The 14,955-nt window shown below is 66.7% G+C and carries 11 protein-coding genes; 5 read left to right on the top strand and 6 right to left on the bottom strand.

Features of this window, described 5'->3' with window-relative positions; translation table 11 throughout:
- Nucleotides 1-14: 14 nt before the first annotated feature.
- The 4 genes from V2S85_RS15010 to V2S85_RS14995 all read right to left on the bottom strand — a co-directional run bounded on the left by V2S85_RS15010 (nucleotide 15) and on the right by V2S85_RS14995 (nucleotide 6,119).
- Nucleotides 15-1,892, bottom strand: coding sequence for a bifunctional sugar phosphate isomerase/epimerase/4-hydroxyphenylpyruvate dioxygenase family protein (locus V2S85_RS15010; protein ID WP_330703652.1), 1,878 nt, complete (start codon nucleotides 1,890-1,892; stop codon nucleotides 15-17).
- 89 nt (nucleotides 1,893-1,981) lie between these two features.
- Nucleotides 1,982-2,104: a hypothetical protein gene (locus V2S85_RS15005; protein WP_330703651.1), complete on the bottom strand. Its 123-nt coding sequence runs from the start codon at nucleotides 2,102-2,104 to the stop codon at nucleotides 1,982-1,984.
- A gap of 143 nt (nucleotides 2,105-2,247) precedes the next feature.
- Nucleotides 2,248-5,013 (bottom strand): bifunctional aconitate hydratase 2/2-methylisocitrate dehydratase, encoded by a 2,766-nt coding sequence (locus V2S85_RS15000; RefSeq protein ID WP_330703650.1) that lies wholly within the window; start codon nucleotides 5,011-5,013, stop codon nucleotides 2,248-2,250.
- Between the two features lie 212 nt (nucleotides 5,014-5,225).
- The gene (locus V2S85_RS14995; RefSeq protein WP_330703649.1) at nucleotides 5,226-6,119 is read right to left on the bottom strand and encodes a LysR substrate-binding domain-containing protein; all 894 of its coding nucleotides are present in this window, start codon (nucleotides 6,117-6,119) and stop codon (nucleotides 5,226-5,228) included.
- 166 nt (nucleotides 6,120-6,285) lie between these two features.
- Here V2S85_RS14995 and V2S85_RS14990 point away from each other — a divergent pair, with 166 nt between their 5' ends.
- Complete coding sequence (locus V2S85_RS14990) at nucleotides 6,286-7,524, top strand: MFS transporter (protein WP_330703739.1); 1,239 nt, start codon at nucleotides 6,286-6,288, stop codon at nucleotides 7,522-7,524.
- A gap of 74 nt (nucleotides 7,525-7,598) precedes the next feature.
- Nucleotides 7,599-8,402 (top strand): phosphatase PAP2 family protein, encoded by an 804-nt coding sequence (locus tag V2S85_RS14985; protein ID WP_330703648.1) that lies wholly within the window; start codon nucleotides 7,599-7,601, stop codon nucleotides 8,400-8,402.
- A gap of 63 nt (nucleotides 8,403-8,465) precedes the next feature.
- On the opposite strand, the gene V2S85_RS14980 is transcribed toward V2S85_RS14985, so the two are convergent.
- Nucleotides 8,466-9,605 carry an FAD-dependent monooxygenase gene (locus V2S85_RS14980; protein WP_330703647.1) on the bottom strand — a complete coding sequence of 380 codons (1,140 nt, stop codon included), beginning with the start codon at nucleotides 9,603-9,605 and terminating at the stop codon, nucleotides 8,466-8,468.
- 139 nt (nucleotides 9,606-9,744) lie between these two features.
- On the opposite strand from V2S85_RS14980, the gene V2S85_RS14975 reads away from it, so the two are divergent.
- The 3 genes from V2S85_RS14975 to V2S85_RS14965 all read left to right on the top strand — a co-directional run bounded on the left by V2S85_RS14975 (nucleotide 9,745) and on the right by V2S85_RS14965 (nucleotide 14,248).
- Nucleotides 9,745-12,222 carry a TonB-dependent receptor gene (locus V2S85_RS14975; RefSeq protein WP_330703646.1) on the top strand — a complete coding sequence of 826 codons (2,478 nt, stop codon included), beginning with the start codon at nucleotides 9,745-9,747 and terminating at the stop codon, nucleotides 12,220-12,222.
- 72 nt (nucleotides 12,223-12,294) lie between these two features.
- On the top strand, nucleotides 12,295-13,215 hold the full coding sequence (locus V2S85_RS14970) for an NAD-dependent epimerase/dehydratase family protein (RefSeq protein ID WP_330703645.1): 921 nt from the start codon (nucleotides 12,295-12,297) through the stop codon (nucleotides 13,213-13,215).
- A 28-nt stretch (nucleotides 13,216-13,243) separates the two neighbouring features.
- On the top strand, nucleotides 13,244-14,248 hold the full coding sequence (locus V2S85_RS14965) for a LysR family transcriptional regulator (RefSeq protein WP_330703644.1): 1,005 nt from the start codon (nucleotides 13,244-13,246) through the stop codon (nucleotides 14,246-14,248).
- Between the two features lie 106 nt (nucleotides 14,249-14,354).
- Here the strand turns inward: V2S85_RS14965 and V2S85_RS14960 are convergent, their stop codons facing one another.
- Nucleotides 14,355-14,798: a helix-turn-helix domain-containing protein gene (locus V2S85_RS14960; protein WP_330703643.1), complete on the bottom strand. Its 444-nt coding sequence runs from the start codon at nucleotides 14,796-14,798 to the stop codon at nucleotides 14,355-14,357.
- Nucleotides 14,799-14,955 lie beyond the last annotated feature (157 nt).

The following is a 14,955-nucleotide window of genomic DNA, read 5'->3' as shown; positions in this document are numbered from 1 at the left end:
AGTGTGCGGGCGGCTTACTCCGCCCCCACCGTCGCACCGCGATAGCGGTTCTGCGCGGCGAGCCGCACGCCGGCGTTCGGCGCTCCGTACCCGGCATAGGCGGGCGCCCGCTCGACAAACTCGAAGAAGAACAGCTTGTCGAATGCGCGGGTGTACAATTGCCGGTACGATCCGCCCTGCCCGTCCTCGTCGTAGAGCATCCGCGCCCGCGCCATCGCGGCGATGACGTCGTCGTCCAGCCCGAAGCGGGCGGCGAGGTCGTCGTAGTAGTTCCCCGGCATGTCGAGCATCGCCGCGCCCCCGGCATCGAGCGCCTGCGCCGCCGCGAACAGGTCGTCGCTGGCCATCGCGACATGCTGGAACCCGCCGCCGAGCCCTTGCGCCAGAAAGCGCGACGACAGCGTCTCGCGCGCATCCGAGGCGTTCAGCGTCAGGCGGAATGCCCCGTCAGGCGATTGCAGGGCCTGGCTGTGCACGAGACCGGCCGGATCGATCACATCCTGCGCATCGCGCCCCTCGAGGCCGAACAGGGCGCGCCAGTAGAGCTGCCAGGACAGGAACTCGTCATTGTGGACGACCGCCGCGAGGTGATCGATGCCGCGCACCGGCCTCTCCTCGGTGACGAGGGGGCTCTCGGCCGCCTCGAACTCCCGTGCCCACAGCGCTTCGGCGCCTGCATCCTCGACCAGATAGACCAGGCTGCCGCCGACGCCGCGCAGGGCCGGCATCGCCATGCGGCCGGGACGGCCTTCGGGCTTGTAGGCGCGAATGCCCAGCGCCGCGGCCCGGTCCATCACCGCCCGCGCATCGCTCACCCGCACGCCGATCGCGCAGATCGAGGTGCCGTGGACGATCCTGTAGGACTGGGCGAAGCCCTTCGGCTCTGCATTGACGACCAGATTGACCTCGCCCTGCCGCCAGCGCGTCACCTTCTTGGTACGGTGGTTGCCGACTTTCGCGAAGCCAAGGCTGGCGAACGTATCGCCAAGCCGCACCGCGTCCTCGGCCCCGGCGGTGAACTCCACGAACTCGGCGCGAAGGGGAGGCTGCGGCGCCGGCATCGCGGCCGGCCGGCCCAGCACCCGCAAGGCCGCGTCGCGGACATATTCGAGCGAGCGGTACCCGTCCTGCGCGATCAGCCGCGAGGAGATCGACCGGAAGCGATCGTTGAAGATTTCCAGCGAAAGCGGCCCATCGTAGCCCGTGCGCAGGATCTCCGCCACGTAGCCGGCCAGATCGAAGCCGCCTTGGCCGGGAAGGTTGCGGAAATGGCGGCTCCAGTAGAGCAGGTCCATGTCCAGAAGCGGCGCATCGGCAAGCTGGACATAGACGAGCTTGTCGCCGGCGATCTGACGGATGCTGTCGCTCGGGATCGCGCGCGACAGCGAATGGAAGCTGTCCAGGATGATGCCGATCGCCGGGTGGTCCACCTCCTCGACGATCGACCAGACGTCACGGTGATCGTTGACGTGCCGACCCCAGGCAAGCGCCTCGTAGCCCACGCGGATACCCCGCGCGGCGGCACGTTCACCCAGTTCCCGGAAGTCATCGACGATGCGCGGGCGATCGCCGAGCGACGCGGGCGAGCAGTTCGAGCACACCAGGATGCGATCGGTGCCCAGCGCTTCCATCACGTCGAACTTGCGCTCCGCACGGTCGAGCGCGCGCTGGCGCAGCGCGCCCGGCATGCCCTCGAAATCGCGGAACGGCTGGTAGAGCGAGCAGGACAGCCCGATGTCCTCCATCAGCGTGCGAACCTGCGGCGGCCGCAGCGCCGATCCGATCAGGTCGTTCTCGAATATCTCGACGCTCCGGAAACCGGCCTGCGCGGCGGCGACGAGCTTCTCCTCGAGAGTGCCGCGCAGCGACACGGTGGCAATGGCATTGTGCATCGAATGCTCCGCTGGACATGGTAGATCCCATATCCGCCCGGCACCGACCGACTTTAAGAGCCTGCGGAACCGTCATTCATAGCATTTGGTTATACCTCCGGCGCGGTGACCACGCGCAGCCCGTCGAGTGCCGCCGTCATCGCAAGCTGGCAGGACAGGCGGGACTGCGCGGCGACGCCGCCGATGCGCATCTGCGGCTGGGTTCCCGGCATGCGGCGGAAGCGCGCAATGCGGTGGCGGCGGCCCGGCAGAAGGATCGAGCCGGAATCAGACGGCCCGAGGCTTCGCTGATGGAAACCTCGGGCCGTCCCGAATGAAGAGGCGAAATCCTAGCCGAAGCGGATTTCGCCCTGGATCACGCCGCCTGCTGCGGAGCGAACTTGGTCAGGTCGATGCCTTCGACGGCCGCCTTGTACTCGTCCGCGCTCGGCGTACGGCCCAGGATGGTCGAGAGCACGACCACCGGGGTCGAGGCGAGCAGCGATTCGCCCTTCTTCTCTGCGGTGTCCTCGACGACGCGGCCCTGGAACAGGCGGGTCGAAGTGGCGAGGACGGTGTCGCCCTTCGCGGCCTTCTCCTGGTTGCCCATGCACAGGTTGCAGCCCGGACGCTCGAGATAGAGGATGTTCTCGTACTCGGTGCGGTTGGCGGTCTTCGGGTTGATGTCGTCGAATTCGAAGCCCGAGTACTTCTGGAGGATTTCCCAGTCGCCTTCGGCCTTGAGTTCGTCGACGATGTTGTAGGTCGGCGGGGCGACGACGAGCGGCGCCTTGAATTCGACCTTGCCCTCGGTCTTCTCGATGTTCTTGAGCATCTGGGCGATGATCTTCATGTCGCCCTTGTGCACCATGCACGAGCCGACGAAGCCGAGGTCCACCTTCTTGGTGCCGCCGTAGTACGAGACCGGGCGGATCGTGTCGTGGGTGTAGCGCTTGGAGACGTCGGGGTTGTTGACGTCCGGGTCGGCGATCATCGGTTCATCGATGATGTCGAGGTCCACGACCACCTCGGCGAAGTACTTGGCCGAAGCGTCCGGCGACAGCGCCGGCTTCTCGCCCGAGCGGATCTCCGCGATGCGGGCGTCGGCCTTGGCGATCAGGCCCTGCAGCGTACCGGCCGCGTTCTCCATGCCCTTGTCGATCATGATCTGGATGCGCGACTTGGCGATTTCCAGCGAGCCGATCAGGGTCTCGTCGTCCGAGATGCAGATCGAGGCCTTGGCCTTCATCTCCGCGGTCCAGTCGGTGAAGGTGAAGGCCTGGTCGGCCAGCAGCGTGCCGATGTGGACTTCGATGATGCGGCCCTGGAACACGTTCTCGCCCGCGCACTGTGCCAGCATCTGCTGCTGGGTAGCATGGACGACGTCGCGGAAGTCCATGTGGGGCTGCATCTTGCCCTTGAAGGTCACCTTGACCGACTGCGGGATCGGCATGGTCGCTTCACCGGTGGCCAGCGCCAGCGCGACGGTGCCCGAGTCCGCACCGAAGGCGACGCCCTTCGACATGCGGGTGTGGCTGTCGCCGCCGATGATGATCGCCCAGTCGTCCACGGTGATGTCGTTGAGCACCTTGTGGATCACGTCGGTCATCGCGTGATAAATGCCCTTCGGGTCGCGCGCGGTGATCAGACCGAAGTTGTTCATGAAGGACATGAGCTTCGGGATGTTCACCTGGGCCTTCTTGTCCCACACCGAAGCGGTGTGGCAGCCCGACTGGTAGGCGCCGTCGACCAGCGGCGAGATGACGGTGGCCGCCATCGCTTCCAGTTCCTGCGCGGTCATCAGGCCGGTGGTGTCCTGCGAACCGACGATGTTCACCTTGACGCGCACGTCCGAACCGGCGTGCAGCACCTTGCCCGGGGTGACGCCCACGGCGTTGCGGTTGAAGATCTTCTCAACAGCGGTCAGGCCCTGGCCCTCGACGGTGAGTTCCTTGTTCGGCGCGAACACGGTGGGTGCCTCGACGCCCAGCGTTTCAGCCGCGAAGGTCTGGAGTTTCTTGCCGAAGACGATGGCGTAGGAACTGCCCGCCTTCATGAACTCCATCTTCTGCGGGGTGAAGGCGGCGGCGACGTCGACCAGTTCGTTGCCGGCCTCGTCGGTCAGCTTCTTGTTCTTGACGTCGATCTTGAGGATCGTGCCGGTCTCGACCGAGAACTTCTCTTCAAGCACCGGGTTGCCGTCGTTGTTGAGGATCGGCTTGCCGTCCTCGCCGATCTGCTTGACCCAGTTCTTGAGGTTGATGCCGATGCCGCCGGTCACGTCCACGGTGGTCGCGAAGATCGGCGAGATGCCGTTGGTGCCCGCGACGACGGGGGCGTAGTTGACGAAGGGAACGTAGGGGCTGGACTGCTTGCCCGTCCACAGCGCCACGTTGTTGACGCCCGACATGCGCGAGGAGCCGACGCCCATCGTGCCCTTCTCGGCGATCATCATCACGCGCTTGCCCGGGTGCGCGGCCTTGAGCGCCACGATCGCCTGCTGGCCTTCGGGCGAGATCATGCACTGGCCGTGCAGTTCGCGGTCCGAACGCGAGTGCGCCTGGTTGCCCGGCGAGAGCAGGTCGGTCGAGATGTCACCTTCACCGGCGATGAAGGTGACGACTTCGATCTCGTCCTCGACGTCGGGCAGCTTGGTGAAGAATTCGGCCTTGGCGTAGCTTTCCAGCACGCCCTTTGCCACGGCGTTGCCGGCCAGAAGCGCGTCGCGCAGGCGGAACATGTCGGCGTCGTAGAGGAATACCTGGGTCTTGAGCACTTCGCCCGCCTCGGCGGCGATGGCCGCGTCATCGCCGAGCGCGATGTCGAGCAGCACCGAGATCGAAGGACCGCCCTTCATGTGCGAGAGCAGTTCGAGCGCGAAGGCCGGGGTGATTTCCGCGACGGTCGCTTCGCCGAGGATGATCTTCTTGAGGAACGCCGCCTTCACGCCGGCCGCGCTGGTGGTGCCGGGAAGCGTGTTGTAGATGAAGAACTTGAGAGCGTCGGCGCGATATTCGCTGCCGGTATCCTCGATGAGGGTGATGATTTCCGCGATGAGCGCGCCGTCGTCGATCGGCTTGGGCGCGAGACCCTGATTTTTCCTGCTTTCGATTTCGGCGAGGTAATCTAGGTATAGGCTCATCGTGATCCCTACGTCATGGAGTGGGCGGGAGCCACCATGACAGGTATCGTTGACCGGCCTAGTGGCTGATGCGGCCCCGGTACGCCAAGTGGGGCCGACTGGCAAGGCACCGAATGGCCGCAAAAACCGCGATTTTGAGCCAATCGAAAGCAACTGATTAGCGATAGCAATAAGCGCGACTGAAAATCGATCGCCCGAGTCGGCACCCCTCCTCACGGGAGGGCCGGAAACTCCTCGAGCAGCCGGTCCTTCAGCCAGTCGCCGAACAGCCTGATCGCGTCGTCCTTTGCCGTCCCGTGCAGCGTCGTCGTGTAATGGTAGGCGCCGTCGAACGGTACCTCGACCGGCGAGAGACGGATGAGCTGCCCGCTCGCAAGCGCGTCGTTGACGATGACCTTGCGCACCAGCCCGACCCCGTGGCCCGCCAGGACGGCTTCCATCAGCAGGCCGGCATCGTCGTACGGCACGGAGTCGGCGGGTTCGGCCATTGCCAGTCCCGCCTTCTGGAACCACGGGGTCCAGGGATGCCAGCTGTTGCGCAGGAGATGGCAGCGGCCCAGGTCAGCGATGCCGGTGATCGCCATGCGCTCGCGATACATGGGCGAACAGGCGGGAAAGAGCCTGTCCTGGATCAACCGCTCGGCCACCAGCCCGGGCCACCGGCCGCTGCCGTAGCGGATCGCGGCATCGACCCCGCGCGGTCCGATCCTGCTCGCTTCAAGGCGCGGGTCGAGCGCGATCGCAATGCCGGGATGCGCCGTGTGGAACCCCTGGAGACGCGGAACCAGCCAGTTCGCCGCGAAGGACGGCAGGACACCGATCCGCAGGATCTGCTGCCGCCCGGACGCCGGGGGCGGAAATACGCTGGCGATCAGTTCCAGCGATTGGCGGACTACGGGAAGCATCTGGCGTGCGGCCACCGTCGGCTCCATGCTGTTCCCGCGCCGTTCGAACATCGTGGTGCCCAGTCGCTCCTCGATCTCGCGGATGCGGTGGCTGACGGCGCCATGCGTGATCCCCAGTTCCTCCGCCGCGCGCGAGAAGCTGTTGAGCCGGGCCGCAGCCTCGAAAGCCCGCAAGGTCTGGATCGAAGGAGGACGATACATGCGAGGATGTTAGCAAAATTCACAACCTCCGCCAATCTTCCTCGCTCGGCTTCCCTGCCGGATGGCCCTATGGGAGCGCGATGATCCGCATGTCTCTCCGCCCCGCCCAGCCCGTCCCCTGCCGGCGCACGAGGGCGGCGTCGTGATCCGCCGCTATCACCCGGCGATGCTGGTCGTCGCCGTCACGTTCCTCGCCCTGCTGTTTTCGGCCGGGCTGCGTTCGGCGCCCGGCGTGATGATGCTGCCGCTGGAACTCCACTTCGGATGGGACCGCGCGACGATCTCGCTCGGCGCGGCGATCGGCATCCTCCTCTACGGCCTCGTCGGGCCCTTCGCGGCGGCGCTGATGATGAGCATCGGCATCAGGCGCACGATGCTGGCCGGGCTGGCGCTCATGGCGGTATCGACTTTCGCGAGCCAGTGGATGTCCGCGCCCTGGCACTATGTCCTGAGCTGGGGCGTGCTGTCGGGGATCGGTTCGGGCGCGGTCGCTTCGGTGCTCGGCGCGGCGGTGGTGAATCGCTGGTTCGCGACGCGCCAGGGGCTCGTCATGGGGCTGCTGAGCGCCAGTACCGCTACCGGCTCGCTGGTGTTCCTGCCGGTTCTGGCCTGGCTGTCCCAGGGCGGCGCGTGGAAGCCGGTGGCGCTGGCAGTGAGCCTGGGCTGCGCGGTGCTGATCCCTCTGGTCGCCTTCCTTGTTCCCGAACGCCCCGAGCAGCGCGGCGTCCGCCGGTTCGGCGAAGCGGCGGACACGCCCCCGCCCGCACCGCTGAAACAGGCCGCGACCCCGTGGCTGGCGATCGAGGCGCTGCGGCGCGCGGCCCGCCAGCGGGTGTTCTGGCTGCTGGCCGGCAGCTTCTTCGTCTGTGGCCTCACGACCAATGGCCTGGTCGGCACGCACATGATCGCCTTCTGCGGAGACCACGGCATCGCCCCGGTGGCGGCGGCCGGGCTGCTTTCGCTGATGGGCTTCTTCGACCTGATCGGCACGACCGCATCGGGCTGGCTGACCGACCGCTACGACCCGAAGCGGCTGCTCGCGGTGTACTACGGCCTGCGCGGACTGTCGCTGGTGGCGCTGCCGTTCATCGATTTCGGCGGCCTGAGCCTGACCATCTTCGCGGTCTTCTACGGTCTCGACTGGATCGCCACGGTGCCGCCGACGGTCAAGCTCGCCAATCAGTCTTTCGGTGAACGGGACGCCCCGATCATTTTCGGCTGGGTACTGGTCGCGCACCAGATCGGCGCGGCGGCGGCCGCGTTCGGGGCGGGCGTGATCCGCGAAACGGCCGGCACTTACGCGCCCGCCTTCGTGATCTCCGGTGTCTTCGCGGTCCTCGCCTCGCTGGTGTTCATCAGGGGGCTGGGCCAGTGGGGCCGCCCGCTGACACCGCGCGCGGCATGATCCGATGCGGCGCTCTGGCATATTGACGCGGCGGCCGCGACCGGCATAGCGTTTCAGGCCATTGGAGAACGTTCTTGAAGCTCAAACTGTCGATCGCCGCCGCGGCAACCGCCGTCGTCCTCATCGCCGCCTCGGCCGGCTCGACCGAGCGGCCCAAGGGCTATCTGGCGCCGGACGAGTTCGACGTCACGCATGTCCTCGAACCGGCGCCGCGCCGGGGGGATCCGCGCTACGAGACGGATCGCAAGATCTTTCGCGCCACGCGCAAACTGGTCGGCACCCCGCGCTGGGATCTGGCGACGCAGGACGCCGACTACACCGTCCCCGCGCTGGCGCATGATTTCAGCTGCGCCGTGGGCGTCAAGCTGACGCCGCAGAACGCGCCCAGGCTGATGCTGCTGATCGAGCGGGCCGGCGCCGATACCAGCGCGCAGTCGGGCAAGGCCAAGGCCTTCTACGAACGCAGCCGCCCCTTCACCATCGACAAGGGGAAGATCTGCCAGCCCGAATCCGAACTCTACGATGAAAAGAAGCACCGGATGAGCTTCGACTATCCCTCCGGTCACACGACCTGGGGCTGGACCTGGGCGCTGGTGCTGTCGAGCATCGCCCCCGACCGGGCGCAGCCGATCCTCGAACGTGGCCGTGCCTATGGCGACAGTCGCTTCGTGTGCGGCGCGCATAACGAAAGCGCGGTGGAGGCCGGGATGCTTTCGGCGACGGCGACGATGGCCCTGGTCCAGACCAAGCCCGAATACCAGGCCGACCGCGAGGCTGCGCGCGCCGAACTTGATGTCCTGCGTGCCAGCGGCGAACGGCCCACCGGCTGCGAAGCCGAAGCCGCCCTTATCCGCGAGCGGGTGATGCCCAGCCTCTGATCCGGCGCGCCCCGCAGCGACAAGAGGGCGCAGCCGAACTCATGGCTGCGTCCTCTCCTCTATTCAGAAGGGTTCGTTCAACCGCATCAGCGCGCCTTCGAGCAAGGCCTTGTGTTCTTCTGGCGGGCGATGCTCCAGCTGCAGGCGGCCGATGCCGACGCTGCTGTCGATGACATCACGGCACCGTTCGAACCGGCGTTCCTCGTAGGCGGCCAGTCCGGCCTCTACCGTTTCCGCCCCGGCCAGTTCCTCGGCCAGCACGATCGCGCTCTCCACCGCCATGCCCGCGCCCGATGCGAGGTGCGGCGTGGTCGCATGGACCGCATCGCCGAGCAGCACCACGCGCCCGTTGCTCCACGGGCGCGGCTGGAGAGCGGCGGCGAGCGGGCGATAGTTGATCCAGTCCGCGCGGGTCATGTTGTCGTGGATCCATCCGGCGTTGCCGCCGAAGTCGCCCAGCAGCCCCTGCAGCGTGGTGAACAGTTCCTCCTCGTCCATGAAGCTTTCGCGCTCGACGTGACGGGTCAGCATCCACATGTAGACGTTGTCGGGACTGCACGGCGTGATGCCGCAGGGATTGTCGTGCCCGAGGAAGAATTCGCCCGCATCCAGCCCCGGCGGCTTGCGGATCGAGATGCGCCAGCACCCCTGCCCCGTCGGCGCCAAGGGCCCCATGTGCGGGAAAGCGAGATCGCGTACGCCCGAAAACACGCTGTCGGCGCCGACGACGAGGTCATAGCGCCCCTTGCTGCCGTCCGACAGCGTCGCCTCCACGCCATCGCCGTCCGCATCGAGCGCGGTCACGGTGACGCCCAGGCCGACGGGGATGTCCAGCGCCCGCACGCGGCTCTGCATGATACGGTGCAATACCGGACGCATGATGCCGCCGGTCGCGGGAAGTCCCTCCTCGATCACCGGTTCGTCAAGGTCGTGAAGGTGAGTGCCGTCGAACCGGAACAGGCGCGTCTTGTTGGTGATCGCCCCCGCCTGCTTGATCTCGTCGAGCAGGCCAAGGCGGCGATAGGCGCGCAAGGTCGGCCCGGTTATGGTGATGCCGGCGCCATATACCCGCCATTCCGGATCGAGGTCGATCAGGCTTACCCTGACGCCGCGTTCCGCAAGGCTGATGGCCGTCGCCATGCCGCCGATCCCTCCGCCCACGACAAGCGCCGTGGCGATGCTGCTGATGCTCTCCCTGGTCATGCCACGATGAAGTAGCGAGACGCCGCGGACTGACAAATCCGAACTGTGGATGCATCTTCATCCATACAATCGGTGTGACCGGCCGCCCCTGCTTGGCTAGCTCGAACCCAAGAACAAAACTCATCTGGGAGGTGCCGCCATGCACATTCGACTTCTCGACACGACCGCGATCGCCTTCGCCACGCTCGCCATGACCGGTATCGCGGCTCCGGCGCTGGCGCAGGACGCTCAGGCGCAGGATGCCGGGGCTCAGGACGCTTCGGACAATTCCGGCCTCGGCGATATCATCGTCACCGCCCAGCGGCGGTCCGAGAGCCTGCAGGACGCCGGCATCGCCATCGACGCGGTCGGCGGCGACAGCCTGGTCCGCCAGGGCATCACCCAGGCGGATGCGCTCAACAGGGCGGTTCCGGCCCTCACCGTGACCAACGGCGGCGGCTCTAACACCTCGATCTTCCTGCGCGGCGTCGGCAACGTCACCAATTCCAGCTACAACGACCCGGCGGTGACCCCAAGCTACGACGGCGTCGTCCTCGGCCGCGCCGCCGGTGCATTCGGCGCCGCGTTCTACGACCTCGCCCGCGTCGAGGTGCTCAAGGGGCCGCAAGGCATCCTCTACGGTCGCAACGCCACCGGCGGCGCCGTCAATATCCTGCCCAATCGCCCGGAACTGGGCGCCAACCACGGCGGCTTCACGCTTTCGATCGGCAATTACGACGCGGTCAGCGCCGAAGGGTTCGCCAACCTCGCGATCGGCGACAACGCCGCCCTGCGCGTCGCCGCGACCCGCCAGTACCACGACGGCTACAACCGTGACGACAGCGACGATCTCGACCGCAGCGGCCTGCGCGCGCAGCTGCTGTTCGAGCCGACCGACACCTTGAGCATCCGCATCGGCGGCGACTACACGCATGTCGGCGGGGTTGGCACGGGCGCGAGCTACATCGGCGCGTTCACGCCGGGGGCGGACGGCTACACGTTCGCGGCCTCGGGGCTGGATTCGTCGGAGGGCATGAACACCGACGCCGCCAACGCCTATCGCCAGACCCAGCTCGGCGCGCCGGGCTTCGGGTTCCTGACGGCGATGAACGAGCAGCAGTACAGCGACAACACGTATTGGGGCGTCAACGCCGAAGTCACGCTGGAAACCGGCATCGGCACCCTCACAGTCCTGCCTGCCTATCGCAAGTCCGATGCGGAAAGCGTGTTCTACGGCCCCGCGTTCAATACCGCCTATACCAATGAACAGGACCGCCAGTTCAGCCTGGAAACCCGCCTTGCCGGCACCGTCGGCATGTTTGACTACGTCGTCGGCGGCTTCTTCTTCGACGAGAAGATCCGCAACGTCGGCGTGTACAACCAGGAATTCGTGCTGCCGATCCAGCGCTATACCCACCAGACCAAGAGCCTTGCCGGTTTCGGCCAGCTGACCGCGAACCTCAGCGACCGGTTCCGCCTGATCGGCGGCCTGCGCTACACCCGCGACAAGAAATCGATCGACGGCCTCATCAACAACTTCATCGCGTTCTGCGGCGGCATTCCGGCCATCACGCCGCCGGATTCCTTCGAGGCCGGCTGCGCGACGCCGGGCAACATTCCCAACTTCCCGAACTTCACCTCGACCGGCGACACGGTGAACTGGCTGATAAGCCAGGGCTACATCGCGTCGGGCAGCACCGACACCGCCAGCGACCAGGTCTATCCGCTGCTGAACGGCACCGGCCTGATCCTCAAGACCTACTATCCGGTGGTTGATTCGGGCAGCTACAGCCGCGTCACCTGGAAGGCCGGCGCCGAATTCGACCTCGCGCCGCAATCGCTGCTCTACGCCTCGGTCGAGACCGGCTACCGCGCCGGCGGCTTCCAGCTTTCCGAAGGCAACCCGAGCTACAAGCCCGAGTTCATCACCGCCTATACCGTCGGATCGAAGAACCGCTTCCTCAACAACAAGGTCCAGCTAAACCTCGAAGCCTTCTGGTGGAAGTACAAGGATCAGCAGATCAACTACTTCACCGTCTCGCCCGACAGCGTCCTCATCAACACCATCGACAACGCCGGGCGGGCGGACATCAAGGGCTTCGACATCGACCTGATGGCCAAGCCGCTGCACAACACGACGCTGTCGGCCAAGGTCCAGTACCTCGACACCGAATACAAGAAGCTGAACCTCATCACCGCCAGCCCGCGCGACAACATCAACTGTTCGTCGAGCCAGACCGGCGACTACCTGAGCGACGGGACGACACCGATCCTCTCGTTCGACTGCTCGGGACGCCCGCTGCTGTTCTCGCCCAAGTGGACGATCAACCTGGGCATCGAGCAGATCGTGCCGGTGAGCGACAGCTTCGAACTGGTGGGCAATTTCAACACCTCGTGGCGCTCCTCGCAGTACGGTGCGTTCGAATATCTCGATTTCGAGAAGATCCGCCCCTACTGGCTGTCCGATGCCGGGCTGACCCTGCGCCAGTCGGACGGCGGCCTCTCGATCGGGGCCTACGTCCAGAACATCGAGAACAAGCGCCGCGTCGCGACGCCGCAGTCGTCGCCGATCGGCTTCGCCATCGCCCGCTACACCGCGCCGCGCACTTATGGGCTGCGCATCTCGGCCAGCTTCTGAAGACCGATAGCGAACGGGCGGGCGCACGGTTCGCGCCCGCCGCCCATGAAGTCGCCCATGAAGGAGAATGCCTTGAAAGTCGTCGTTACCGGAGCAGGCGGGTTCGTCGGCCGTGAACTCGTGAGCCGCCTGCTGGAGGCCGGGCACGAAGTCGTCGGGATCGACAGCCATGCCGGCGGGATTCCCGGCGGCGCCCGCATCGTGGCGGGGGACTTCGGCGAGGCTTCCGTGCGCGCCGAGGCGCTGGGCCGCGGCTGCGACGCGCTGGTCCACCTCGCCACGGTTCCCGGCGGCGCGGCAGAGGCCGACCCGGCCGCCTCGCGCCGGATCAATATCGATGCGATGTACGATCTGCTGCAGGAAGCCGCCGCGCTCTCGCCGGGCCTTCGTGTGGTCTACGCCAGTTCCATCGCCGTGTTCGGCGATCCGCTGCCCGGCCACGTCGACGACGCCACGCCGCTTTCGCCCCGGATGATCTACGGCGCGCACAAGGCGATGATGGAGCATGCGGTCGCGATGTTCTCCAACCGCGGCATGATCGATGGCGTCACCGTGCGGCTGCCCGGCATCCTGGCGCGGCCCAAAGGACCGTCGGGCATGAAATCCGCGTTCATGTCCAACCTGTTCCATGCGCTGAAGGCAGGCGAGGGCTTCACTTGCCCGGTCTCCGCCGAGGGGACGATCTGGGCGCAGTCGGTCGCCCGCTGCGCCGGCAACTTCGTCCATGCCCTGAGCCTCGATAGCGCGCTGCTGCCGCCGACCCGCGCGGTGACGCTGCCGGCGCAATGCGTGACGATGGGCGTACTTGCCGCCGAGGTCGCGCGCCAGTGCGGGGTATCGACCGATCTCGTGACGTATGCCCCCGACGCCGAGCTTGAGGCCGCGTTCGCCGCCCAGCCGCCGCTCGCCACCCCGGCGGCGGAGCGGGCAGGCTTTGCCCACGACCGGGATCCTGCTACCCTCGTCGCCAGCGCCCTCGCGACTTTGCAGTAAGCGGAGCAGACGGGGCCGGGAGATGGCAATGCGTTTCGGTAGACTGGATCTCAACCTGCTCGTGGCGCTCGATGCGCTGCTGACCGAAAAGAGCGTCTCGCTCGCTGCCGACCGGCTGTGCCTGTCGCAGTCGGCGACGTCCAGCGCACTCGGGCGGCTGCGCGAATACTTCGGCGACGACCTGCTGGTGGTGAAGGGGCGCAGCATGATCCTCACCACCCGGGCCGAGGAACTGATCGAGCCGGTGCGCGCGGTGCTGGAGCAGATCCGCACGACGATCGCCATCGCCCCGCCCTTCGATCCGGCCACCGCCGACCGGCAGGTGCGCTTCATGGCCTCGGACTATTCCACGCAGGTGCTCCTTGCCGAGGCGCTGGCCGAACTGGAGCGCGATGCCCCCAACATGCGCTTCGAGATCCAGCCCATGCACGAAGCCCCGATCGAGGCGATCGAGCGCGGCTACATCGACCTGCTGCTGACCATCGACTATGCGATATCGGCCGATCACCCCAGCCTGATCCTGTTCGAGGACGACTATGTCGTCGTCGGATGGCAGGACAATCCGGCGATGCAGGGCCCGATGACCCGCGATATCTATTTCGAACTCGGGCACGTCACGGCGCGTTTCGGCAAGGCGCGGGTGCCGGCCTTCGACGACTGGTTCGTGCGCCGCCAGAAGCAGCAGCGCCGGGTCGAGGTGGTGGCCCCGACCTTCCTGTCGCTGCCGGGCCTCGTCATCAACACCAACCGCATCGCGACCATGCACCGCCGCCTCGCCGAACAGCTGGTGACGACGATGCCGCTGGTGATCCGCGAGATTCCCTTCGATTTCCCGCCGATCCGCGAAGCCCTGCAGTGGCATATCTCGAACACCAACGACCGCGCGCTGCGCTGGGTGGTGGAACGCCTGCAACTGATCGCCGCCAGCAAGGTCCACAAGCCGGACAACGTGATCGCGCTCGCCGGCCAGCAGATCGACCGCGATGCGCTCGAGGTGGAATACCGCATGCATCACCCGCAACAGGCGCGGTGACAGGCCCGAGAACCACTTTCGTCCTTGCGAGTGCAGCGAAGCGATCCAGGGCGACGTAGTGCTGCCGTGGATTGCTTCGCTGCGCTCGCAAGGACGATGATCGACCCTAATCCCCCGCCGCCGCGTCGAAGTTCATGCGCGCCGCGTGGATCGCCGCCTCGTGGGCGTTCACCCAGTCGATCATCAGCCGGGCCCGGCCAGCCAGGTCGCGGCCGAGGTCGGTAAGCGCATAGCTCACGCGCGGCGGCACGTCGGCGCTCGCGGTCCGTTCGACGAAGCCGTCGCGCTCCAGCGTCCGCAGCTTCAGTGTCAGCACGCGCTGCGATACGTCGCCTTCGCTCGAAAGCTCCGAAAGCACGCGGCGCAGCGAAGCGTGGCGGCACGCCCCGGTGGCGAGCACCAGCAGCACCAGCGTGGACCAGCGGTCGCCCAGCAGCCCCATCACCGCACGCACCGGCGCATCGCGCGCGGTGCCGTGCGCGGCCATGTCGGCGGCCAGTTCCGCGATGGCCGCCCGTGCGCGCGGATCGTCCGCCGGCTCTGCCGTCATCGCGCTGCCGCCAACGGCGGCGCCCCTTGGAAGGGTACAAAAAAGTGCCGTCTTCTCACCATCGCACCGCACTTTATGACCAGCGGCGACGGGGTCAACCAATGGCTCCACCATGGGAGAATTACATGGCTGTCGACGCCACCCGGCTGGACGGGAA

The sequence above is a fragment of the Novosphingobium resinovorum genome, assembly GCF_036352595.1.
GTDB classification, from domain to species: Bacteria; Pseudomonadota; Alphaproteobacteria; order Sphingomonadales; family Sphingomonadaceae; genus Novosphingobium; species Novosphingobium resinovorum_B.
This window is presented reverse-complemented; position numbering and strand designations above follow the sequence as displayed.

Bases quoted from the DNA above. Each gene is read 5' to 3' on its own strand.
- V2S85_RS15005 (WP_330703651.1), bottom strand. From the start codon at position 2,104: ATGCCGGGAACCCAGCCGCAGATGCGCATCGGCGGCGTCGCCGCGCAG.
- V2S85_RS15010 (WP_330703652.1), bottom strand. From the start codon at position 1,892: ATGCACAATGCCATTGCCACCGTGTCGCTGCGCGGCACTCTCGAGGAG.
- V2S85_RS14965 (WP_330703644.1), top strand. From the start codon at position 13,244: ATGCGTTTCGGTAGACTGGATCTCAACCTGCTCGTGGCGCTCGATGCG.
- V2S85_RS14960 (WP_330703643.1), bottom strand. From the start codon at position 14,798: ATGACGGCAGAGCCGGCGGACGATCCGCGCGCACGGGCGGCCATCGCG.
- V2S85_RS14990 (WP_330703739.1), top strand. From the start codon at position 6,286: ATGCTGGTCGTCGCCGTCACGTTCCTCGCCCTGCTGTTTTCGGCCGGG.
- V2S85_RS15000 (WP_330703650.1), bottom strand. From the start codon at position 5,013: ATGAGCCTATACCTAGATTACCTCGCCGAAATCGAAAGCAGGAAAAAT.
- V2S85_RS14975 (WP_330703646.1), top strand. From the start codon at position 9,745: ATGCACATTCGACTTCTCGACACGACCGCGATCGCCTTCGCCACGCTC.
- V2S85_RS14995 (WP_330703649.1), bottom strand. From the start codon at position 6,119: ATGTATCGTCCTCCTTCGATCCAGACCTTGCGGGCTTTCGAGGCTGCG.
- V2S85_RS14980 (WP_330703647.1), bottom strand. From the start codon at position 9,605: ATGACCAGGGAGAGCATCAGCAGCATCGCCACGGCGCTTGTCGTGGGC.